Below are 16,453 nucleotides of genomic sequence, written 5' to 3' on the forward strand. Positions count from 1 at the left end.
CCTTTGATAAAGCTATGATGAGCCGAAAACCCTCTCTTCTCAATTAATACAATTTGGTCTCATGGGCGTTGATGTCGGACACTTTTGGGTGCGATCAAAACCTATGTTAGCCGCTCCTTTCGTTATGTTGTCGAAGCATACAGCACCATCGTGCAGGGCGTGTCTGATCTGATCATCATTTACCTCATCCATTTTGCAGTACGGCTGCGCTCACAAGGCTGACCGGCGACTATGTTGACGTGAATGGTTTCACGGCTGGCTTATGTGCTTTGCGTTCACTTTCGGCGCCTGTGCAAGCGACATCATTCGTGCGACTTTGGGGCTGCCCTATGCACGCGAGTGTGCTGATTGCGGTTTTGTATGAGGAGGGCAAGGATGCTTGATCGCCAACTCATGTCTGAGGCCTTGCCAAAACTCATTGAATCCCTGTGGCAAACCGAAGCTGTTCACGCTTGCTGGTCGCAGGTAACGGGAAAGAAAACGATCATGACCCAAACAGCAGTGACCAAAGTGCGTATCGCGAATGATGCACAACAGTCAGGAGAAATCAGGCTTGCCAACGTTGGCAAGCATTATGGGCTTTTCAGGTGCTCAATGATGTTGATCTTGATGTGCGATCCGGTGAACAGCTCGTCATCTGCGGCCCGTCAGGCTCGGTCAAGTCAACGCTGATCCGTTGTCTCAACGGTATCGAAAGGCATGATTCCGGTACGACCATTGTCAACGGTGTTCCGTTCGATCATGTGAAAGCCAATCGGAACAAAATCCGTCGCGAAGTGGGCTGGCGCTCCAGAGTTTCAACCTGTTTCCACACATGAATGTGCTGGAAGATTGTCTGCTTGCGATCATGTCCGTCAAGGACATGAGCCGCGAGGAAGCCAAGGAAATAGCAATGCATTTTCTCAGTTGAGGCCCTATCGCCGAGCAGGCGCGAAATATCCATCGCAGTTGTCCGGCGATCAGCAACAACGCGTTGCGATTGCCCGCGCCATGTGCGGAGGCCAAAGATCCTTCTGCTTGATGAGCCCACTTCTGCCATTGCCCCGGAAATGGTCAAGGAAGTGCTGGATACGATGGCTGAACTGGCAGAAGGCGGTATGACCATGCTCTGCGCCACGCATGAAATGGGCTTTGCCAGGGAAGTTGCTGACCACATTGTTTTCATGACCGTGGACAGATCGTGGAAGAGGCAGCTCCGGCTGACTTCTTCGGCAATCAAATACGGCGCAAGCCAGGAAGTTTTTATCGCAGATTCTTCATTGATCCCGAATATTGATATTGCGATATGTATGTGCGCTTTCGCCCTGAAGACGTGACAAGGCCCTCTGTGTTGCGACATGGCATGTCTGAAAATTATCACGTGCCATCAAATGTGCTGTAATCAGGCTGTCATGCCAGTGTTGTGAATCGGTTTGAGTCAGCGCTGATCTATGTCAACGGTTTCTTCTGGAGTGATGTCGAGAAAGCGGATATTTGGCAAGCGGCGCAGAATGGAGCCGGCTCCACTATCGCCGTGCAATCCTGATAGTCTGGCAAACAGGCAATGCGGAATGAGCACCGGCGGCAGGCTCACTTTCCCGCAGCGCGCCATGACAGGCGCATGGGATCTGCATGCGCAGAACCGCGCTAAAGTTTCAGGCGTCAGCTTCGGCATATCGGCAAGCAGCAGAAGCACATGGCTGGCGCGTCTTTTGCGTGCAAACTGGATTGCGGCATGGAAGCTTGCAGCCTGACCTTTTCCGGGCGGGACAAAAACCGGTTTTATACGTGGCTGGTTGAACAGGCCGGCTACCGCCATTGTGCGCGTCACCACACAGGCTTCTACAAAAGGCAGGTTCTGCAACCGTAACGCAACATGTTTTGCCAGGGCTTTTCCGTGATAAAAGGACAAAAGCTTATCTGCAGGACCAAAGCGTTTAGATTGGCCTGCAGCTAGAACCGCCACGACAAGGCCGACAGTTGTATGCATATTTATTCCTTTAGCGAAATACCTTTATGCTGCACTCATATGCGGATTTGTGCCGGCTCAATGGCTTTTGTCTTTACTGATGTTGAGACCTTTTGCAGGACATGTGCAAGAACTGAAACAGCCAAAGTTTGCGGATCTCGCGTGGATGGGATTACACCCAACGGATGTTCAAGCCGCTCGATATCTGTCTTGCTGCAACCTTTGTATGCAAGTGCCGCACAACGCAATTCATGTGCCCGCTTGCTGCCTTGCGCTCCGACGAAAAAGGCGCTGCTTTTCAGCGCATGACCAAGAATGGCAGGCTCCCGGTCATGGTCATGATAGAAGGTGATGACCGCGGTTCTTGCATCAATAGGCAGATTGTCCGGCCAGTCGTCTTTCATATGCGCATGGGCCATTCTGTCTTCTTCCAAGACGTCCGCATCATGCGAGAAGACTTCAACCTGACATCCTGCCGCTCTTGCCAAAGATGCAAAACAGACAACTTCCCGGCCGGTGCCAAAGATCAGAACACGCAGCTGTGGCTGGATGCTGACGTTCAGTCCTGATTGAGTCAATTGGGGTGCAAAAATTCCATCATGATTGATGGAAAACAGAGCTTCATTGCGCCCTTTCAGGGTACGATCAATTGCCTCAAGCGCATGTCTGTCCGGGTACGGTATGATGGTTATTTCCAGCCCTCCGCCGCAGGGCAGCTGCATGTCCCAATAGGGCGAGCCCTTGCCATAGCGCAGGCGCTTCACCACGCCGGATTCCAGCGCCTCAACAGCACGCAGGCCAATATTCTTGTCAATGCAGCCAGATGACAGATTGCCATATCTGCGGCCCGACTTATGTATCAGCATAGCTGCGCCACAGCGCCGGTAGGAAGGACCTTCAGTGTTTGTAATTATAGCTAAGGCATGATCAGGATCGTGCAATGCTGGCTGATAGGGAAAGTCATTTTCATCAATGGTCGTAAAAGCTGCCAAAGGAGATAAATCCATTCAATGACTTCCTTTATTCATTGCATTGGTTCCGGCTTTATAGCCAGACATTGATAATTCGATTGTCAAATGCAGAGATATAATAGAACTCCCGTCAAGACGTAAATCATGCTGTCATCCATGATGATGGCTATACGGCCTTTGAATGAAGGACATTTTCTGTGAATTATTATGAAATATGCGGAATAATGATTGAATAATATATATACCCGTCAAAATTAAGCGCATGTTTAATGAATATATAATATGAATATTATAATTTATTACGTTATTGATATGATATCAGTTTTGCATTTTTAAGATAGATATCTAATATATTATTCATTTTAATAAAATATATTAAAAATTGTATATAAAATTCATTAAAGTATTTTATTTTAAAATAAAAATATCCATTTTGGTGTTTACTTTGGGCGATTATTTTAAAGTTTTCGTTTGGATTGATTAAAGAATTTATTTTATTATTGAATTTTGTGATTTTAATAGATAAAAATTTTGATATATTACAATAATAAATTTTTGAATTTGATGGCGTCATTTTTCGTGAACATGGTTTTATTTCATAAGGGATGTGTATTTTATTTTTTGTAATTAATGTAATAGTCTGATATATTTTTATCGTTTCTTAATAGGTACTTTCTATGAATTTGCTTAAGAAATATATATAAAATGAATTATATTTCGAATTAAATATTGATTGTATGATTTTTAATTTCTATAATTAATATTATTCGATAAATATATTTATTGTGCTGAAAACCATGGGCATTTTGACGTTTTTTGAAAGATTTCCCGTTGCTTTTTGAAAAAGGTCATCTATCAATAAATTAGAGTCGAGTAATTATGGAGTGGGGTAGGGGGCTACGGTGGTAGACGATCTGGTTGTGGATTTGTCGCGCATACAGTTTGCGGCGACGGCGCTTTATCACTTTCTTTTTGTCCCGTTGACGCTGGGGCTCACGATCATTGTTGCGATAATGGAGACGGTCTATGTCACGACTGGTCGTGATGTTTACCGTCAGATGACCCAGTTCTGGGCAAGGCTGTTGCTGATCAACTTTGCGCTTGGTGTTGCCACGGGTCTGACCATGGAGTTCCAGTTCGGCACGAACTGGTCGTTTTATTCCTCTTTCGTGGGGGACGCCTTTGGTACGGCGCTGGCAATCGAAGGTCTGATGGCCTTCTTTATGGAATCAACCTTTGTTGGTCTCATGGTCTTTGGCTGGGATCGTCTCAGCAAGATGCAGCATCTGGTCGTCACCTATCTGGTCGCCCTTGGTTCGAACCTGTCGGCGCTGTGGATCCTTGTTGCCAATAGTTTCATGCAGAGCCCGAAGGGGGCGGAGTTCAATCCCGTAACCATGCGTCTTGAGCTCTCAAGCTTCTTCGATATGTTCTTTAATCCGGATGCACAGGCAAAATTCGTGCATACGGTTCTGGCGGGCTATGTGACGGCAGCGATCTTCGTCTGTGGTGTCAGTGCATTTTATCTTCTGCGCAACCGCCATGTCGAAATTGCCAGTCGTTCCTTCCGTATTGCCGCCCTGTTTGGTGTGCTGGGTACGGGCGGGGTTCTGACGCTTGGTGACGCGTTGGGCTATGTTGGTGCCCATGCGCAGCCGACCAAACTGGTGGCAATGGAAGCGCTCTGGAAAACGGAAAAAGCGCCAATGGCGTTCAATGCCATCGCTTTCCCGTCGCAGAGCGAGCAGCGCAATGATTTTGCCATTCAGATTCCGGCGCTTCTCTCCATTCTGGTGACCCATTCGCTCGATGGCACGGTTCCGGCCGCTGATGTTCTGGAACAGAGGGCGGCAGAGCGCATCAGGAACGGCATTCCGGCTGTTGAAGCCTTGCAGGTCCTGAGCAAGGATCCGACCGATCCAGATGCGCTTGCCAAGTTTGAGGCGCACAAGAGCGACCTGGGCTATGGTTTCCTCGTCCAGCGTTATGCGCCGGATGGTGACGTCACCCGTGTCACCGATGCCGATATAATGAAGGCAGCCAATGATGCGATCCCGGAAGTCTGGATCGTGTTCTGGTCTTTCCGCGCCATGGTGGGCTTTGGTCTTCTGATGCTTGCCTATTTCATCCTGGCATTCGTCCTGACCCTGACCAACAAGGTTGGCAATTATCGCTGGTTCCTGCGGCTGGCGGTGTGGATGATCCCGGTTCCATTCCTGGCCTGCGAATTTGGTTGGCTCGTTGCCGAGATTGGCCGTCAGCCGTGGACGGTGTTTGAAATCCTGCCAACCTGGCTTTCGGCCTCGACCCATACGGTAACCTACATGGTCTTCTCGTTGGCTGGCTTTGTATTGCTCTATACGATTTTCGCCGTCGTCGAGATTTTCCTGATGATCCATTTCATCCGCAAGGGACCCGATGAGCCGGAAGGCCCGTTGGCGGGTCGTAAAGCGGTTGCGGCATAAGTGGGGGCTGACATGGAACTTTATCTTGTCCTGAAGCTGATCTGGTGGCTCCTTCTGGGGGTACTTCTGATTGGTCTTGCCGTGATGGTTGGCATGGACATGGGTGTTGGCACGCTGCTGCGCTATGTTGGCCGCACCGATACCGAGCGCCGTGTTGCGCTTAACATCATCGGCCCGCATTGGGATGGCAACCAGGTATGGTTCATCCTTGGTGGCGGCGCGATCTTTGCCGCATGGCCGCTTGTCTATGCCACAGCCTTTTCCGGCTTTTATATTGTCATGTTGGTTCTGTTGTGGAGCATGATCGTCAGGCCACTTGGTTTTGAATATCGCTCCAAGCTGCCGCAGCCAAGCTGGCGCAATCTGTGGGACTGGACGCTGTTCATCTCGGGCTTCGTGCCGATGCTGGTCTTTGGCGCGGCTGTCGGCAATGTGCTGCAGGGTGTCCCGTTCCAGTTCGACTGGCGTATGACCTCCTATTATACCGGCAGCTTCATCGAACTGTTCAATCCGTTTGCCATTCTGTGTGGCCTGCTTTCGGTTTCGCTCTCCATCTATATGGGAGGCGCGATGTTGATGAATGGTAGTGTTGGCAATATTGCCGAGCGTGCGCGCCGTGCAGCCCTGATAGGCGGTATTGCAGCCATCGTCTTCTTCAGCATTGGTGGTTTCTGGGTCGCCAGCATCGAAGGCTACTGCATTGTCGAGGCACCTGCTCCGGCGCTGCCGCAAACACCACTGCACCAGCAGGTTGAACAGGTGCCAGGCGCATTACTTGCCAATTACTACAACTACCCGCTTTTGTGGATCGTGCCGATCCTTGGCTATGCCGGCATTGTCTTTGGCCTCTTTGCGCTTGCCGCCCGCAAAGCCTTCCTTGGTTGGTGGTTTGGCGTTCTGGCCTGGATCGGTGTCATCGGCACGGCTGGCATTGCCATGTTCCCGTTTCTGATGCCATCGAGCAGCAATCCATCGCACAGCCTGACCGTGTGGAATTCCGGCTCCAGTGAACTGACGCTGATGTGGATGCTCGGCTTCGTGCTCATCTTCATGCCGATCATCATCACCTATACGGGTTGGGCCTTCTGGATCATGCGCGGCAAGCTTGATCCAAAGGCAGTCAAGACCTCTGGCCATTAAGGAGACGGGACATGACTGTATTCTGGCGTTTTGTGGTGGCAATGGTTGTGGCGGTCATTGCCATATTTCTGGGTGTCATCCTCGGTGACTATGGCCCTTGGTATCTGTCATGGCTGCTTGGCACCGGCTTCATGATCCTGGTGGCGGCTACAGGTGCGGTCCTGTTTGAGGAACAGTCTGACAAGCAGCAACAGAAAAAGACAGGTACATATCAAAATCGTATTTCCGAGAAACAACGCCCACTGGAATACTAGGCCGAATACGGCAATCATGCCCGAAACTTTTATGGCGTGTTTTGGGTAGCATCCGACTTGCAAAACAGGAGTAGTACCTTGGCTTCGGGTATTTCACGCAGAGATTTTATCAAGCTCGGCACATTTGCCGGTATTTCGGTCATGTTGGGGCGTGTTCCGCTTGCCGAGGCACTAGAAGTTCACTCCGGCCCGACCAGCACGGACTGGATCGGCAGGGATGGCAAGCCACGCTTTCGCTGGGATGGCGTACGCAAGGTTACGGGACAGAAGAACTTTGCCCGTGACTTTCGCGCGCGTGACCTGCCGGGCTGGCCGAAGAAACAGGCCTATGCCTTCATGCTGAAGGCGACCAAGGCTGACCGCACGGTCGAAGGCGTCAATCTCTCCATCCTTGGCAATTCACTCCAGCCAGACCGCCTCGTGCTGCAGGAAGACATCGTGCGCGATGAGCTGAACATCCCGCAGGATACCGAAATGGGCGAAGGCTTCTATGGTTATAACCTGCTGGTGCCAAAAGGTGAGGTTCCACATCTTCTTGGCCATCCGGTTGCAATCCTGATCTACAAGGATTTTGACCGTTTTGAAGCTGCACGGCGTCTGCTGCGCTTTGAGGAGTCGGCTGTCATTTATGGTGAGGTGAAGGGTATCAATCCGCCTGCCAATTATGGCGCGGCGCGTTATGTGCGTCTGGGTGGTGAGACGCCAACCTCACCATCGCTCTTCGCGCCCTATCCGGATACGGCCATCAAGGGCCATTTCAAGGGCAATACTGTCATCTGGCCGCCTTATGATGAAGGCGAAGGTGTCACCATTCCGCCATCGCTGCGCCGTGACCGCGGGGGCAAGTTCATTGCCGCCCTGCTTGATGCAGAAGCCAAGTCCGACAAGCAGGGCATTGCCATGGATGCGGCAGCACAGATTGCCCGGGAAATCGAGGAAGCCGAGAAAAATCCGGACAAGATTGTTCTGACCCGCCATGGTTTCTCGCAGTCCATCGACCCATGTGCGATGGAGCCGGACAATTGCAATGTCTGGCTCGATCAGGAAACCAGGACCATGCACATCCTGACCGCCACGCAGTCACCGGTCGGTGTGATTGATCAGGCAACCTGTCTTGTGAAGAAAAACAAGATTGCACCGGTTGAAAATGTCGTGCTGCTCACCGGCTCCACGGTTGGCTATGGCTCGAAAGACTATTCGGTCTTCCCGCTTTATGCCATGGCTGCCAGCTTCTATAGCGATGGTCTGCCGGTGCGCATGGCCAATGACCGCTATGAACAGTTCCAGATGGGGATGAAACGCCACTCCATCGAAATGGATGTGACAATCACCGCCGACCGCAAGACCGGCAAGTTTGAGATCATGAAAGGTCTTTACAACTGCAATGGCGGTGGCCGCGAAAACCTGTCGGTTGCCGTCTCGCATGTTGGTGCGCGTGGCGCACAGTCGATCTATTATTTCCCGAAGTCGGATCTGACGGCGCTTGCCATGGCAACCCCTGCGGTTGAAGCCGGCTCCATGCGCGGCTTCGGTTCGATCCAGTCCATGGCCATTACCGAACAGATGGTGGATGAGCTGGCACAGGAACTCGATATGGATCCAATCGAGCTGCGCAAGATCAATGCCATCAAGTCTGGCTATCTCAATACGCAAGGTGGCGTGATTGCCGGCGATCCGCGCAATGTGGAAATGCTGGAACTGGCCGCACAGCATCCGATCTGGACGGAGCGCGCGAAGAAGAAGGCAGAATTTGAAGCCGCAAACCCGGGCAAACTTTATGGCGTCGGCTTTGCGCAGGTGCAGCAGGTCTATGGTTCGGGTGGTGTGCCATCCGCTCTGGTGCTGGAGTTTGATCCCAAGGGCAAGCTCACCATGCGTCATTGTGTACAGGAAATCGGTACAGGCGGCACCACGGCGCAGCAGGTCATGGTCTGGAAGGATCTGGGTAAAGTGCCGGATGTGGTTGAGTTTGGCGTGACCCAGTTTGATGAACTGCCACTGAAGTCAAGCTGGGCTGACCAGAAGGAAGTTGACAAGCTGTCCAAGACTGACCCTTATTGGACGCCGGCACTTATTCCGGACATGAGCTCGTCTGCCGGTGTCTATTATGTTGGTTTCGCCACCCGTCAGGCAGCGAAATTCCTGCTTGAATTCACGCTGTGGCCGGCTGCAAAAGCAATCTGGAGTGAAGGCCCTGGCGGTGGTCAGTTTGCCAGCTTTAATGTTGATGTCAGCGATATGCGCATCGGCCCGGATGGGCTTGGCGGTGGCGGCATGACGCCAATCCCGTTTGATGTACTGGCTGCCAAGGCGCATGAAATGGGTCTTATTACAGGCGTTGCCGTGCATACCTATAGTAGCTGGCAGTGGGCGAAGGCAGAATTTGACATTCCAACCGTTGGCACCCGCACGCTTCCGATCGACGCACTTTCGGTCAAATATGGTGAAGGCGCGCCGGAAGAGCTGAAAAAACGTATGACCACGGCAGGCTTTGACTTCATCAAGCGCAATATTGCCTATTATCCGCCATCAAACCGTGGTTCTGGCGAGCCGACCACCTATACGTCCGCGGCCTGTCTGGTTGAACTCAATGTCAACCGCATGAGCGGTGTGGTGCAGATCATGCGCCATCACATGATTATGGATCCGGGCACGATGGTGGTGCCACAGCTGGTATCGGGACAGGTACAGGGCGGCACTGCCATGGGTATTGGTCATGCGCTGATGGAAGAACTGCCGCTTTATGAAGATGGCCCCGGCAATGGCACATGGAATTTCAATCGCTACACCTTGCCACGAGCCAAGGATGTGGCGGTCTGGACCCAGACGGCGGACTATCTGCCGCCACTGACCGAAACGGCTCCACCTAAGGGCATGGCGGAACTGGGCATGATCCCGATTGTGCCAGCTGTGGCCAATGCTGTCTGCCATGCCGTGGGTAAGCGTTTCTATGAATATCCGATTACTGCAGAAAAGATCAAAGGGGCTTTGTGATGACAATTGAAAAACGCCCATTGTCATTGACCATCAATGGCAAGAAAATCGAGCATGAAGCCGTACCGGTCGGCATGCCGATGATTGATTTTCTGCATGAATATCTGGATCTGACGGGAACCCATTTCGGCTGTGGACAGGGTGTCTGCCATGCCTGCACCGTGGTGGAAATCCTGCCCGATGGCAGCAAACAGGAAAGCCGCACCTGCATTTATGATGCCCATTTCTTCAATGGCAAGAACATCATCACCATCGAGGGACAGGCCGAGACGGACGACAAGGGCAATGTCATCAAGCTCACGCCGATCCAGCAGGCATTCATCGACAATTTCGCCTTCCAGTGTGGCTATTGCACGCCAGGTTTTGTTGCGGGCGCAACTGTCTTCCTTGACCGGCTCAACAAGAATCCGGTCAAGCGCGCTGACCTCGAAAAGGCAATTGAAGAGGCGCTTGACGTGCATATCTGCCGCTGCACCGGCTATGTACGCTATTACGAAGCCATCCGCGACGTGGCACTGGCAACACCTGGCTGTGTGATTGATTAGGAGACAGGCCATGAAGAGCCACGGATTGCGCAATACAATCTTGAGCATAATCGCGTTAGCAGTTCTTGTTGGTCTTTTGATCCTGTTTGGCGTATTCCGCACGACCAGTGTCGCCCCGCAGGCCAAGGAGGCTCTGAGTCAGGAACAAATGCAGGCGCTGATCCCACGCGGACGCGAACTGGCACTCGCCGGCGACTGCTTTGGCTGCCACTCGCAGTCAGAGGGCCCGATGGGAGCCGGTGGGCTTGCGATTTCAACGCCATTTGGCACGCTTTATTCAACTAATATCACGCCGGACAAACAGTATGGTATTGGCAATTACAGCCGCGAGGATTTCCATCGTGCGCTGCGTGACGGCATTGGCAAGAAGGGCAATCTCTATCCGGCCATGCCTTATGTCTATACCCATATCACCACGCCGGATGATCTCGACGCGCTTTATGCCTATCTCATGAGTATTCCGGCCATGCCGGTACCAAACAAGGACAATACGGGCGTCTTCATGCTGCCGGTTCGCCCGTTCATGAATTTCTGGAACCTCGTCAATTTTCCCGCCCGTGAGGCACCGCATAATTCTGCGCGCTCGGCGGAATGGAACCGTGGCGCCTATCTCGTCAATGGTCTTGGCCATTGCGGCTCCTGCCACACACCAATGAATTTCATGATGGGACCGGATTTCTCGCATCATCTTGAAGGTGGCGAAATCGACGGGCTGGCTGTGCCGAACATTACTGCTGAAGCGCTTGCCAAGCACGGTTTTGACGTGCCGACACTGACGCAATATCTGGCAACCGGCGTTGCGCCACAGGGCACGTCCTTTGCCGGCATGTTCACAGTTACGCATTTCTCGACCTCTGCCATGGAAGAGGATGACGTGAAGGCAATCGCCACTTATCTTCTGACCGACAAAACCGGCAAGCTGCTTGAGCCATCTGCACCGCCTGCACCATTGCCTGCGGCTGCTTCGCCTGAACCGGGCAGCGACATGGACAAGGGCCGCCTTGCCTATATGTCGGCCTGCAGCGGCTGCCATGGCATGCGTGGCGAAGGCATCCCGAATGTGGCACCCGCCATGAAGGGCAATGCAACGCTCGCCATGGACAATCCGCAGACGCTGATCAAGGTGGTGCTGAACGGCATACCGACGCAGAAATTCGCCAATGGCCAGCGCATGTATGCCATGCCGCCATTCGCCCACAAGCTGTCGGATGAAGAAGTGGCCGATCTTGTTTCCTGGATCCGCGCCGAATGGGGCGGACAGGGACAACCGGTCACGGCCGAAGAGGTCAGCAAACAGCAATCCGCTGTTGATTGAAGTGACAGGCCCTGCAGGGCCTGTCCAGACCGCTGACAAACCTTCAAGGAGAACAAGATAGCCAGTTTTGTGGAATATCATGGACTTCAGGGATGTGGCTCAGGCAGAGGCCGGAACGCACGCTGCATCGGTTGAAGGAGGAACTGGCCGGGTGCGGGGTGAAGGTTTCAAACGATGATGCGGTGTGGGGATTTTGCACTGCGAAGGGCTGCGGCTCAAAAGAGCCTGTTTGCGCGTACAGGCCGCGCCGCGATTGCCTGCAGGCGGCACTGGCAGCAGCTGTTGGAGCAAGCGCTCATTTCAGCGTGGCGCACACCGCTGCCTCGAAGGCGCGCTACGGTTTTTGCTTATGGCTGGTCTCGGCCATGCAAGGCCATTGATCGCTTCGGTGAGGGGGGCGAATTGTTCATTGTCGCCGAAGCTTAGGGCAGCAGGCTCGTGCCTGTTCTGTCAGCTTTTCTATGCGTGGCTTGCGTGCATTATGCGCCTGCCCGCGTACCGGCTGTTTCGTCAGGCCAGCATGTTTGTGACAAGTTGCCCAATCCGGCTTGTGCCGCAAGCATGTTGCATCTCGGCTGGTACAATCGCGGAAAGGTAGATTGTCACCCGTCTGACAGTTGCAGAAAATCTGCCGGGCAGGCGGGTCATAATGCTGGTGAGTTTCTGCCGTCGCTAGGCTGGGGCCGCTCGGAAACCGTGCGCGCGGCATTTTCAAGCAGCGGACCAAAACTGTCGCTGAAACTTTCCGCCGTCCATTCCTGTAGATTGCCGGCGATATGGATGGCCCCTATTGGCGCACCATTGGCATCGGTAATGGGGGCGCCCATTGCCACTTCATGCGGCAGCAGCTGACGGCAGAGCACGGAATGTCCCCGCTGGCGCGTGGCGCGCACCTGTTCCATCACGCCGTCCAGATCGGTAATCGTATAGGGCGTAAACGGGGTGAGGTCAGAACGGTTGACAATATCAGCAATCTGTTCGTCTGGCAGGCGAGAGAGGATCGCAATGCCGCCTGCCGTGCAATAGGTGGGAACCGCATGGCCGACAATGGTGGCGCTGAAGACTTCATGTTTCGACGGCATGCGCAGGGCATAGACCACTCTTATATCGTCAAAAAGCGACAGATCCACACGCTCTCGCACTCTGCGCCGCAGTTCAAGCATGACTGGATTGGCCCTCTGCAGCATCGGGTTAAGCCGGATGAAATCATGCGCCATATCAAGAATGCGCAGACCCGGAAGATAGCCGCGATCTTCCGGATCGCGGGTCATCATGCCAAGTTTCAGAAGTGAATGGACAATGCGTTGCGTGGCGCTGCGGTCAAGGCCGGATGCGGTTGCAAGCTGGGTCAGGGACAAGGGGTGACGGGCACTCTGGAACGCGGACAGCACAGCAATCGTACGCGCCACCGAACGCAGGAACAATGGGTCATCCTTGAATTTGTCCGCTTCATTCGGATCGAAACTGGACAGTCCGGTAAGGTCACGAAACTGGTTCATGGCAAGGCGCTTTTATCCGCTTTTCATGGATTGACAAGGAACAAAATTGCCCCCTATTATGAAAAAACAATATAGATGTATCGCTGATAGATACACGCTTTCGTCTTGGGGATCAATGCATATTTGGGAGTATGCTCGTGCGCAGGCGCGTGGCTGTGGCTGGCTTTTTGCATGAAACAAACACTTTCGCCCCGGCTCCGGCCGATATGGCAGCGTTCATACAGGGAGGGGGCTATATTCCGCTGTCGCGCGGTGAAGCTGTTTTAAAAAATGCACGAAATGTAAATCTCGGTATTGCTGGTGCGCTGGATTTTGCCCGCGCGGCAGGGTGGGAAGTCGTGCCGATCCTGTGGGCGGGCGCCATTCCATCGGCGCCTGTAACGCGGGACGCCTATGAGACAATCGTCGCGGAAATCATCGAAGGGCTCAAGAATTGCGGCCCGCTCGACGGGATCTTCATTGATCTGCATGGCGCCATGGTTGCCGAGCATGTTGATGATGGCGAAGGCGAATTGCTGGAGCGTGTGCGCGCCGTGCGCCCGGACGAGCCTCTGGCAGTTGCGCTTGATCTGCATGGAAACATCACAAGGCGGATGTTTGAGCATTGCGATGTGATGGTGGGTTTCCGTACCTATCCGCATGTCGATATGGCCGAGACCGGCTATCGCGCGGCCAAGGCCTTGCAGGCCTTCATGGACAGGCCGGAAGGCTGGCACAAGGCGATGCGGCAGGGGGATTATCTCATTCCGATTACATGGCAATGCACGGACGAAGAGCCGGCCAAGAGCCTTTATGCCATGACCTTTGACCTGCCGGAAAAGGTTGAGACAGCCTCGCTGTTCATGGGCTTTCCGGCGGCAGACTTTGCCGAATGCGGACCGTCGGTCTTTGCCTATGGCTGGGACAGGGATGCAGTCGAGGCCTGCGCCGACAGGATCATGACAGCGCTTGCGGCTGCCGAGCCGGCCTTTGCCGGAACTGCCTATCAGCCGGAAGAAGGGGTGGCCAAGGCAATCGCGATTGCGCGTGATGCAAGGCGACCCGTCGTTATTGCCGATACGCAGGACAATCCGGGTGCTGGTGGCAGTTCGGATACGACCGGAATGCTGCGGGCGCTGATTGCATGCGGCGCAGAACGAGCCGCGATCGGCTGCATTCACGACCCGGAAGCGGCCAGGATTGCGCATCAGGCAGGCGAGGGGGCACGTGTTGAAATCGCCCTCGGCGGCAAGTCCGGCATCAAGGGGGATGCGCCATTTACGGCTGAGTTCATCGTGGAAAAGCTTTCGGAGGGCAGGGTTCATGCAACGGGGCCCTATTTTGGCGGCACCTGGCTGGACATGGGCCCATCGGCCTGTCTGCGCCTTGGTGGAACCCGGATCGTCGTGACAACCAATCTCGCCCAGATGGCAGATCGCGAACTCTATCGCATGGTGGGGATAGAACCGGAAAAGGAGGCCATTCTCGTCAACAAGAGCTCAGTGCATTTCCGTGCGGATTTCGCGCCGATTGCTGAACAACTTCTGGTTTGCACCGCGCCAGGCGCAATGCCGCTTAGTCCGGCGAGCCTGCCGTGGAAGAAATTGCGTTCAGGCATAAGGATGGAACCGCTTGGATCGGAATTCAGACCAGAACAATAAATAACCTTCAGAGGAGCCAACGATGCGATTTATGAAATATCCTGATACTGGCCCTGTTCTTCGCAGGCTGAAATACGGCCTTGCTGCCTCCCTGATTGCTCTGGGAGCAGGCAATGCCTGGGCGGAAACCACGCTGACCGCCGTGATGCATTCGGACTTGCGCGTTCTCGATCCGATTCTGACAACCGCGCATATCACGCGTGATCATGCCTATATGATCTATGACGTACTGATTGCCGTTGACGAGAATTTCAAGCCGCAGCCGCAAATGGCAGACTGGACCGTATCGGATGATCAGAAGGTCTATACGTTCACACTGCGCGATGGGTTGAAATTCCATGATGGCACGCCCGTTACGGCTGCCGACGCAGTTGCCTCGCTTGAGCGCTGGGCCAAGCGCGATACGGGTGGCCAGCTCATCATGGACATTACGGAATCGCTCAAGGCCGTCGATGACAAGACCCTTGTCTGGACGCTGAAGGAACCGTTCGAACCATTCCTGGATACGCTTGCCAAGCAGGCGGCCCTGCCACCTTTCATCATGCCGGCACGCATTGCCGCAACCCCGGCCGATACGGCCATTACCGAACATATCGGCTCTGGTCCGTTCAAGTTCGTGCCGGAAGAATTCCAACCCGGTGTTGGCGTGACCTATGTCAAGAATGAGGACTATGTTCCGCGCAAGGAACCGGCAAGCTGGATGGCGGGCGGCAAGGTTGTCAATGTTGACAAGGTACGCTGGGTGACGATGACTGACCAGCAGACCGCAGTCAACGCCCTGCTCAATGGTGAAATCGATTATATCGAACAGGTTCCGGTTGACTTGGTTCCGTTGCTGGAAGGCAATGACGAAGTTGTGGTTGAACAGCGCGACCCGCTTGGCTACCAGACCATGGGGCGTCTCAATTTCAAGCATCCACCTTTTGACAATCCGGATGTCCGCCGCGCTGCCTTCCTTGCCATGTCACAAGAGCCGGTTCTGGCTGCCCTGATGGCTGACCCGAATTACTACAAGGTCTGTGGCGCGATGTTTGGTTGTGGAACACCGAATGCCACCACGGTTGGCTCTGAAAGCCTGACCGGAAAGGGCAATGTGGAAGAGGCAAAGGCATTGCTTCAGAAAGCCGGTTATGATGGCAAGCCGATCGTATTGATGCAGCCAACCGATGTGGCAAGCCTTGCGCCACAGCCTGTTGTCGTGGCGCAGCAATTGCGCGCGGCAGGTTTCAATGTCGACATGCAGCCAATGGACTGGCAAACGCTGGTTGGCCGTCGCGCATCCAAGGACGAACCATCCAAGGGCGGCTGGAATATCTTCTTCACCAACTGGCAGATCCCGGAAATCTGGACGCCGCTGAATTCGGTCATGCTGAATGGCCGTGGCGATCAGGGTTGGTTTGGCTGGCCACAGGACGAAAAGATCGAGGTGCTGAAGAAGGAATATATTGCCGCAAAGACGCCTGAGGAAAAGAAGGCCGCGATCGAAAAGATTCAGGCCCATGCGCTTGAGAATGTGCTCTACATTCCGCTTGGCGAATACAATCCGCCGCAGGCTCGTCGCGCCAATGTCGTCGACATGCTTGGCTCTCCCGTTCCAGTATTCTGGAATGTGAAGAAGGTCGAAGAATAATCTTGCCCGCTGCTGTCGCGCTCGCCTGGGCGGGCGCGATCATCTCATTCCA

12 protein-coding genes and 1 pseudogene are annotated in these 16,453 nt (G+C 53.7%); 10 read left to right on the forward strand and 3 right to left on the reverse strand.

The window, feature by feature from the left end; genetic code table 11:
• Nucleotides 1–84: 84 nt before the first annotated feature.
• Nucleotides 85–222 carry a hypothetical protein gene (locus ACFO1V_RS13030; RefSeq protein WP_374834688.1) on the forward strand — a complete coding sequence of 46 codons (138 nt, stop codon included), beginning with the start codon at nt 85–87 and terminating at the stop codon, nt 220–222.
• Nucleotides 223–548: 326 nt separating this feature from the next.
• Nucleotides 549–1,263, forward strand: a pseudogene (locus ACFO1V_RS13035) (amino acid ABC transporter ATP-binding protein); the annotation flags it as partial.
• A 154-nt stretch (nt 1,264–1,417) separates the two neighbouring features.
• On the opposite strand, the gene ACFO1V_RS13040 reads toward ACFO1V_RS13035, so the two are convergent.
• The gene (locus tag ACFO1V_RS13040; RefSeq protein WP_374834690.1) at nt 1,418–1,969 is read right to left on the reverse strand and encodes an NTP transferase domain-containing protein; all 552 of its coding nucleotides are present in this window, start codon (nt 1,967–1,969) and stop codon (nt 1,418–1,420) included.
• A 35-nt stretch (nt 1,970–2,004) separates the two neighbouring features.
• A complete protein-coding gene (locus ACFO1V_RS13045) occupies nt 2,005–2,955 on the reverse strand; it encodes an XdhC family protein (RefSeq protein WP_374834692.1) in 951 nt (316 codons plus the stop codon).
• Between the two features lie 866 nt (nt 2,956–3,821).
• On the opposite strand from ACFO1V_RS13045, the gene ACFO1V_RS13050 reads away from it, so the two are divergent.
• The 6 genes from ACFO1V_RS13050 (at nt 3,822) to ACFO1V_RS13075 (ending at nt 11,632) form a co-directional block, all read left to right on the forward strand.
• Nucleotides 3,822–5,384, forward strand: a complete 1,563-nt coding sequence (locus ACFO1V_RS13050) for a cytochrome ubiquinol oxidase subunit I (RefSeq protein ID WP_374832714.1) — start codon at nt 3,822–3,824, stop codon at nt 5,382–5,384.
• Between the two features lie 12 nt (nt 5,385–5,396).
• Nucleotides 5,397–6,524 (forward strand): cytochrome d ubiquinol oxidase subunit II, encoded by a 1,128-nt coding sequence (gene cydB, locus ACFO1V_RS13055; RefSeq protein ID WP_374832712.1) that lies wholly within the window; start codon nt 5,397–5,399, stop codon nt 6,522–6,524.
• An 11-nt stretch (nt 6,525–6,535) separates the two neighbouring features.
• Nucleotides 6,536–6,778 carry a hypothetical protein gene (locus tag ACFO1V_RS13060; RefSeq protein WP_374832710.1) on the forward strand — a complete coding sequence of 81 codons (243 nt, stop codon included), beginning with the start codon at nt 6,536–6,538 and terminating at the stop codon, nt 6,776–6,778.
• A gap of 78 nt (nt 6,779–6,856) precedes the next feature.
• On the forward strand, nt 6,857–9,772 hold the full coding sequence (locus tag ACFO1V_RS13065) for a xanthine dehydrogenase family protein molybdopterin-binding subunit (RefSeq protein WP_374832708.1): 2,916 nt from the start codon (nt 6,857–6,859) through the stop codon (nt 9,770–9,772).
• Nucleotides 9,772–10,317 carry a (2Fe-2S)-binding protein gene (locus tag ACFO1V_RS13070; RefSeq protein WP_374832706.1) on the forward strand — a complete coding sequence of 182 codons (546 nt, stop codon included), beginning with the start codon at nt 9,772–9,774 and terminating at the stop codon, nt 10,315–10,317. The genes ACFO1V_RS13065 and ACFO1V_RS13070 overlap by 1 nt, the downstream gene beginning before the upstream one ends.
• Before the next feature lie 10 nt (nt 10,318–10,327).
• Nucleotides 10,328–11,632: a cytochrome c gene (locus ACFO1V_RS13075; protein ID WP_374832704.1), complete on the forward strand. Its 1,305-nt coding sequence runs from the start codon at nt 10,328–10,330 to the stop codon at nt 11,630–11,632.
• A gap of 644 nt (nt 11,633–12,276) precedes the next feature.
• On the opposite strand, the gene ACFO1V_RS13080 is transcribed toward ACFO1V_RS13075, so the two are convergent.
• On the reverse strand, nt 12,277–13,131 hold the full coding sequence (locus ACFO1V_RS13080; protein WP_374832702.1) for an IclR family transcriptional regulator: 855 nt from the start codon (nt 13,129–13,131) through the stop codon (nt 12,277–12,279).
• A gap of 131 nt (nt 13,132–13,262) precedes the next feature.
• Between ACFO1V_RS13080 and ACFO1V_RS13085 the strand changes: the two genes are divergently transcribed.
• Nucleotides 13,263–14,771: a M81 family metallopeptidase gene (locus ACFO1V_RS13085; RefSeq protein ID WP_374832700.1), complete on the forward strand. Its 1,509-nt coding sequence runs from the start codon at nt 13,263–13,265 to the stop codon at nt 14,769–14,771.
• A gap of 22 nt (nt 14,772–14,793) precedes the next feature.
• Nucleotides 14,794–16,401: an ABC transporter substrate-binding protein gene (locus ACFO1V_RS13090; RefSeq protein ID WP_374832699.1), complete on the forward strand. Its 1,608-nt coding sequence runs from the start codon at nt 14,794–14,796 to the stop codon at nt 16,399–16,401.
• Nucleotides 16,402–16,453: the final 52 nt, after the last annotated feature.

This window comes from Daeguia caeni, assembly GCF_042653845.1.
GTDB classification, from domain to species: domain Bacteria; phylum Pseudomonadota; class Alphaproteobacteria; order Rhizobiales; family Rhizobiaceae; genus Brucella; species Brucella caeni.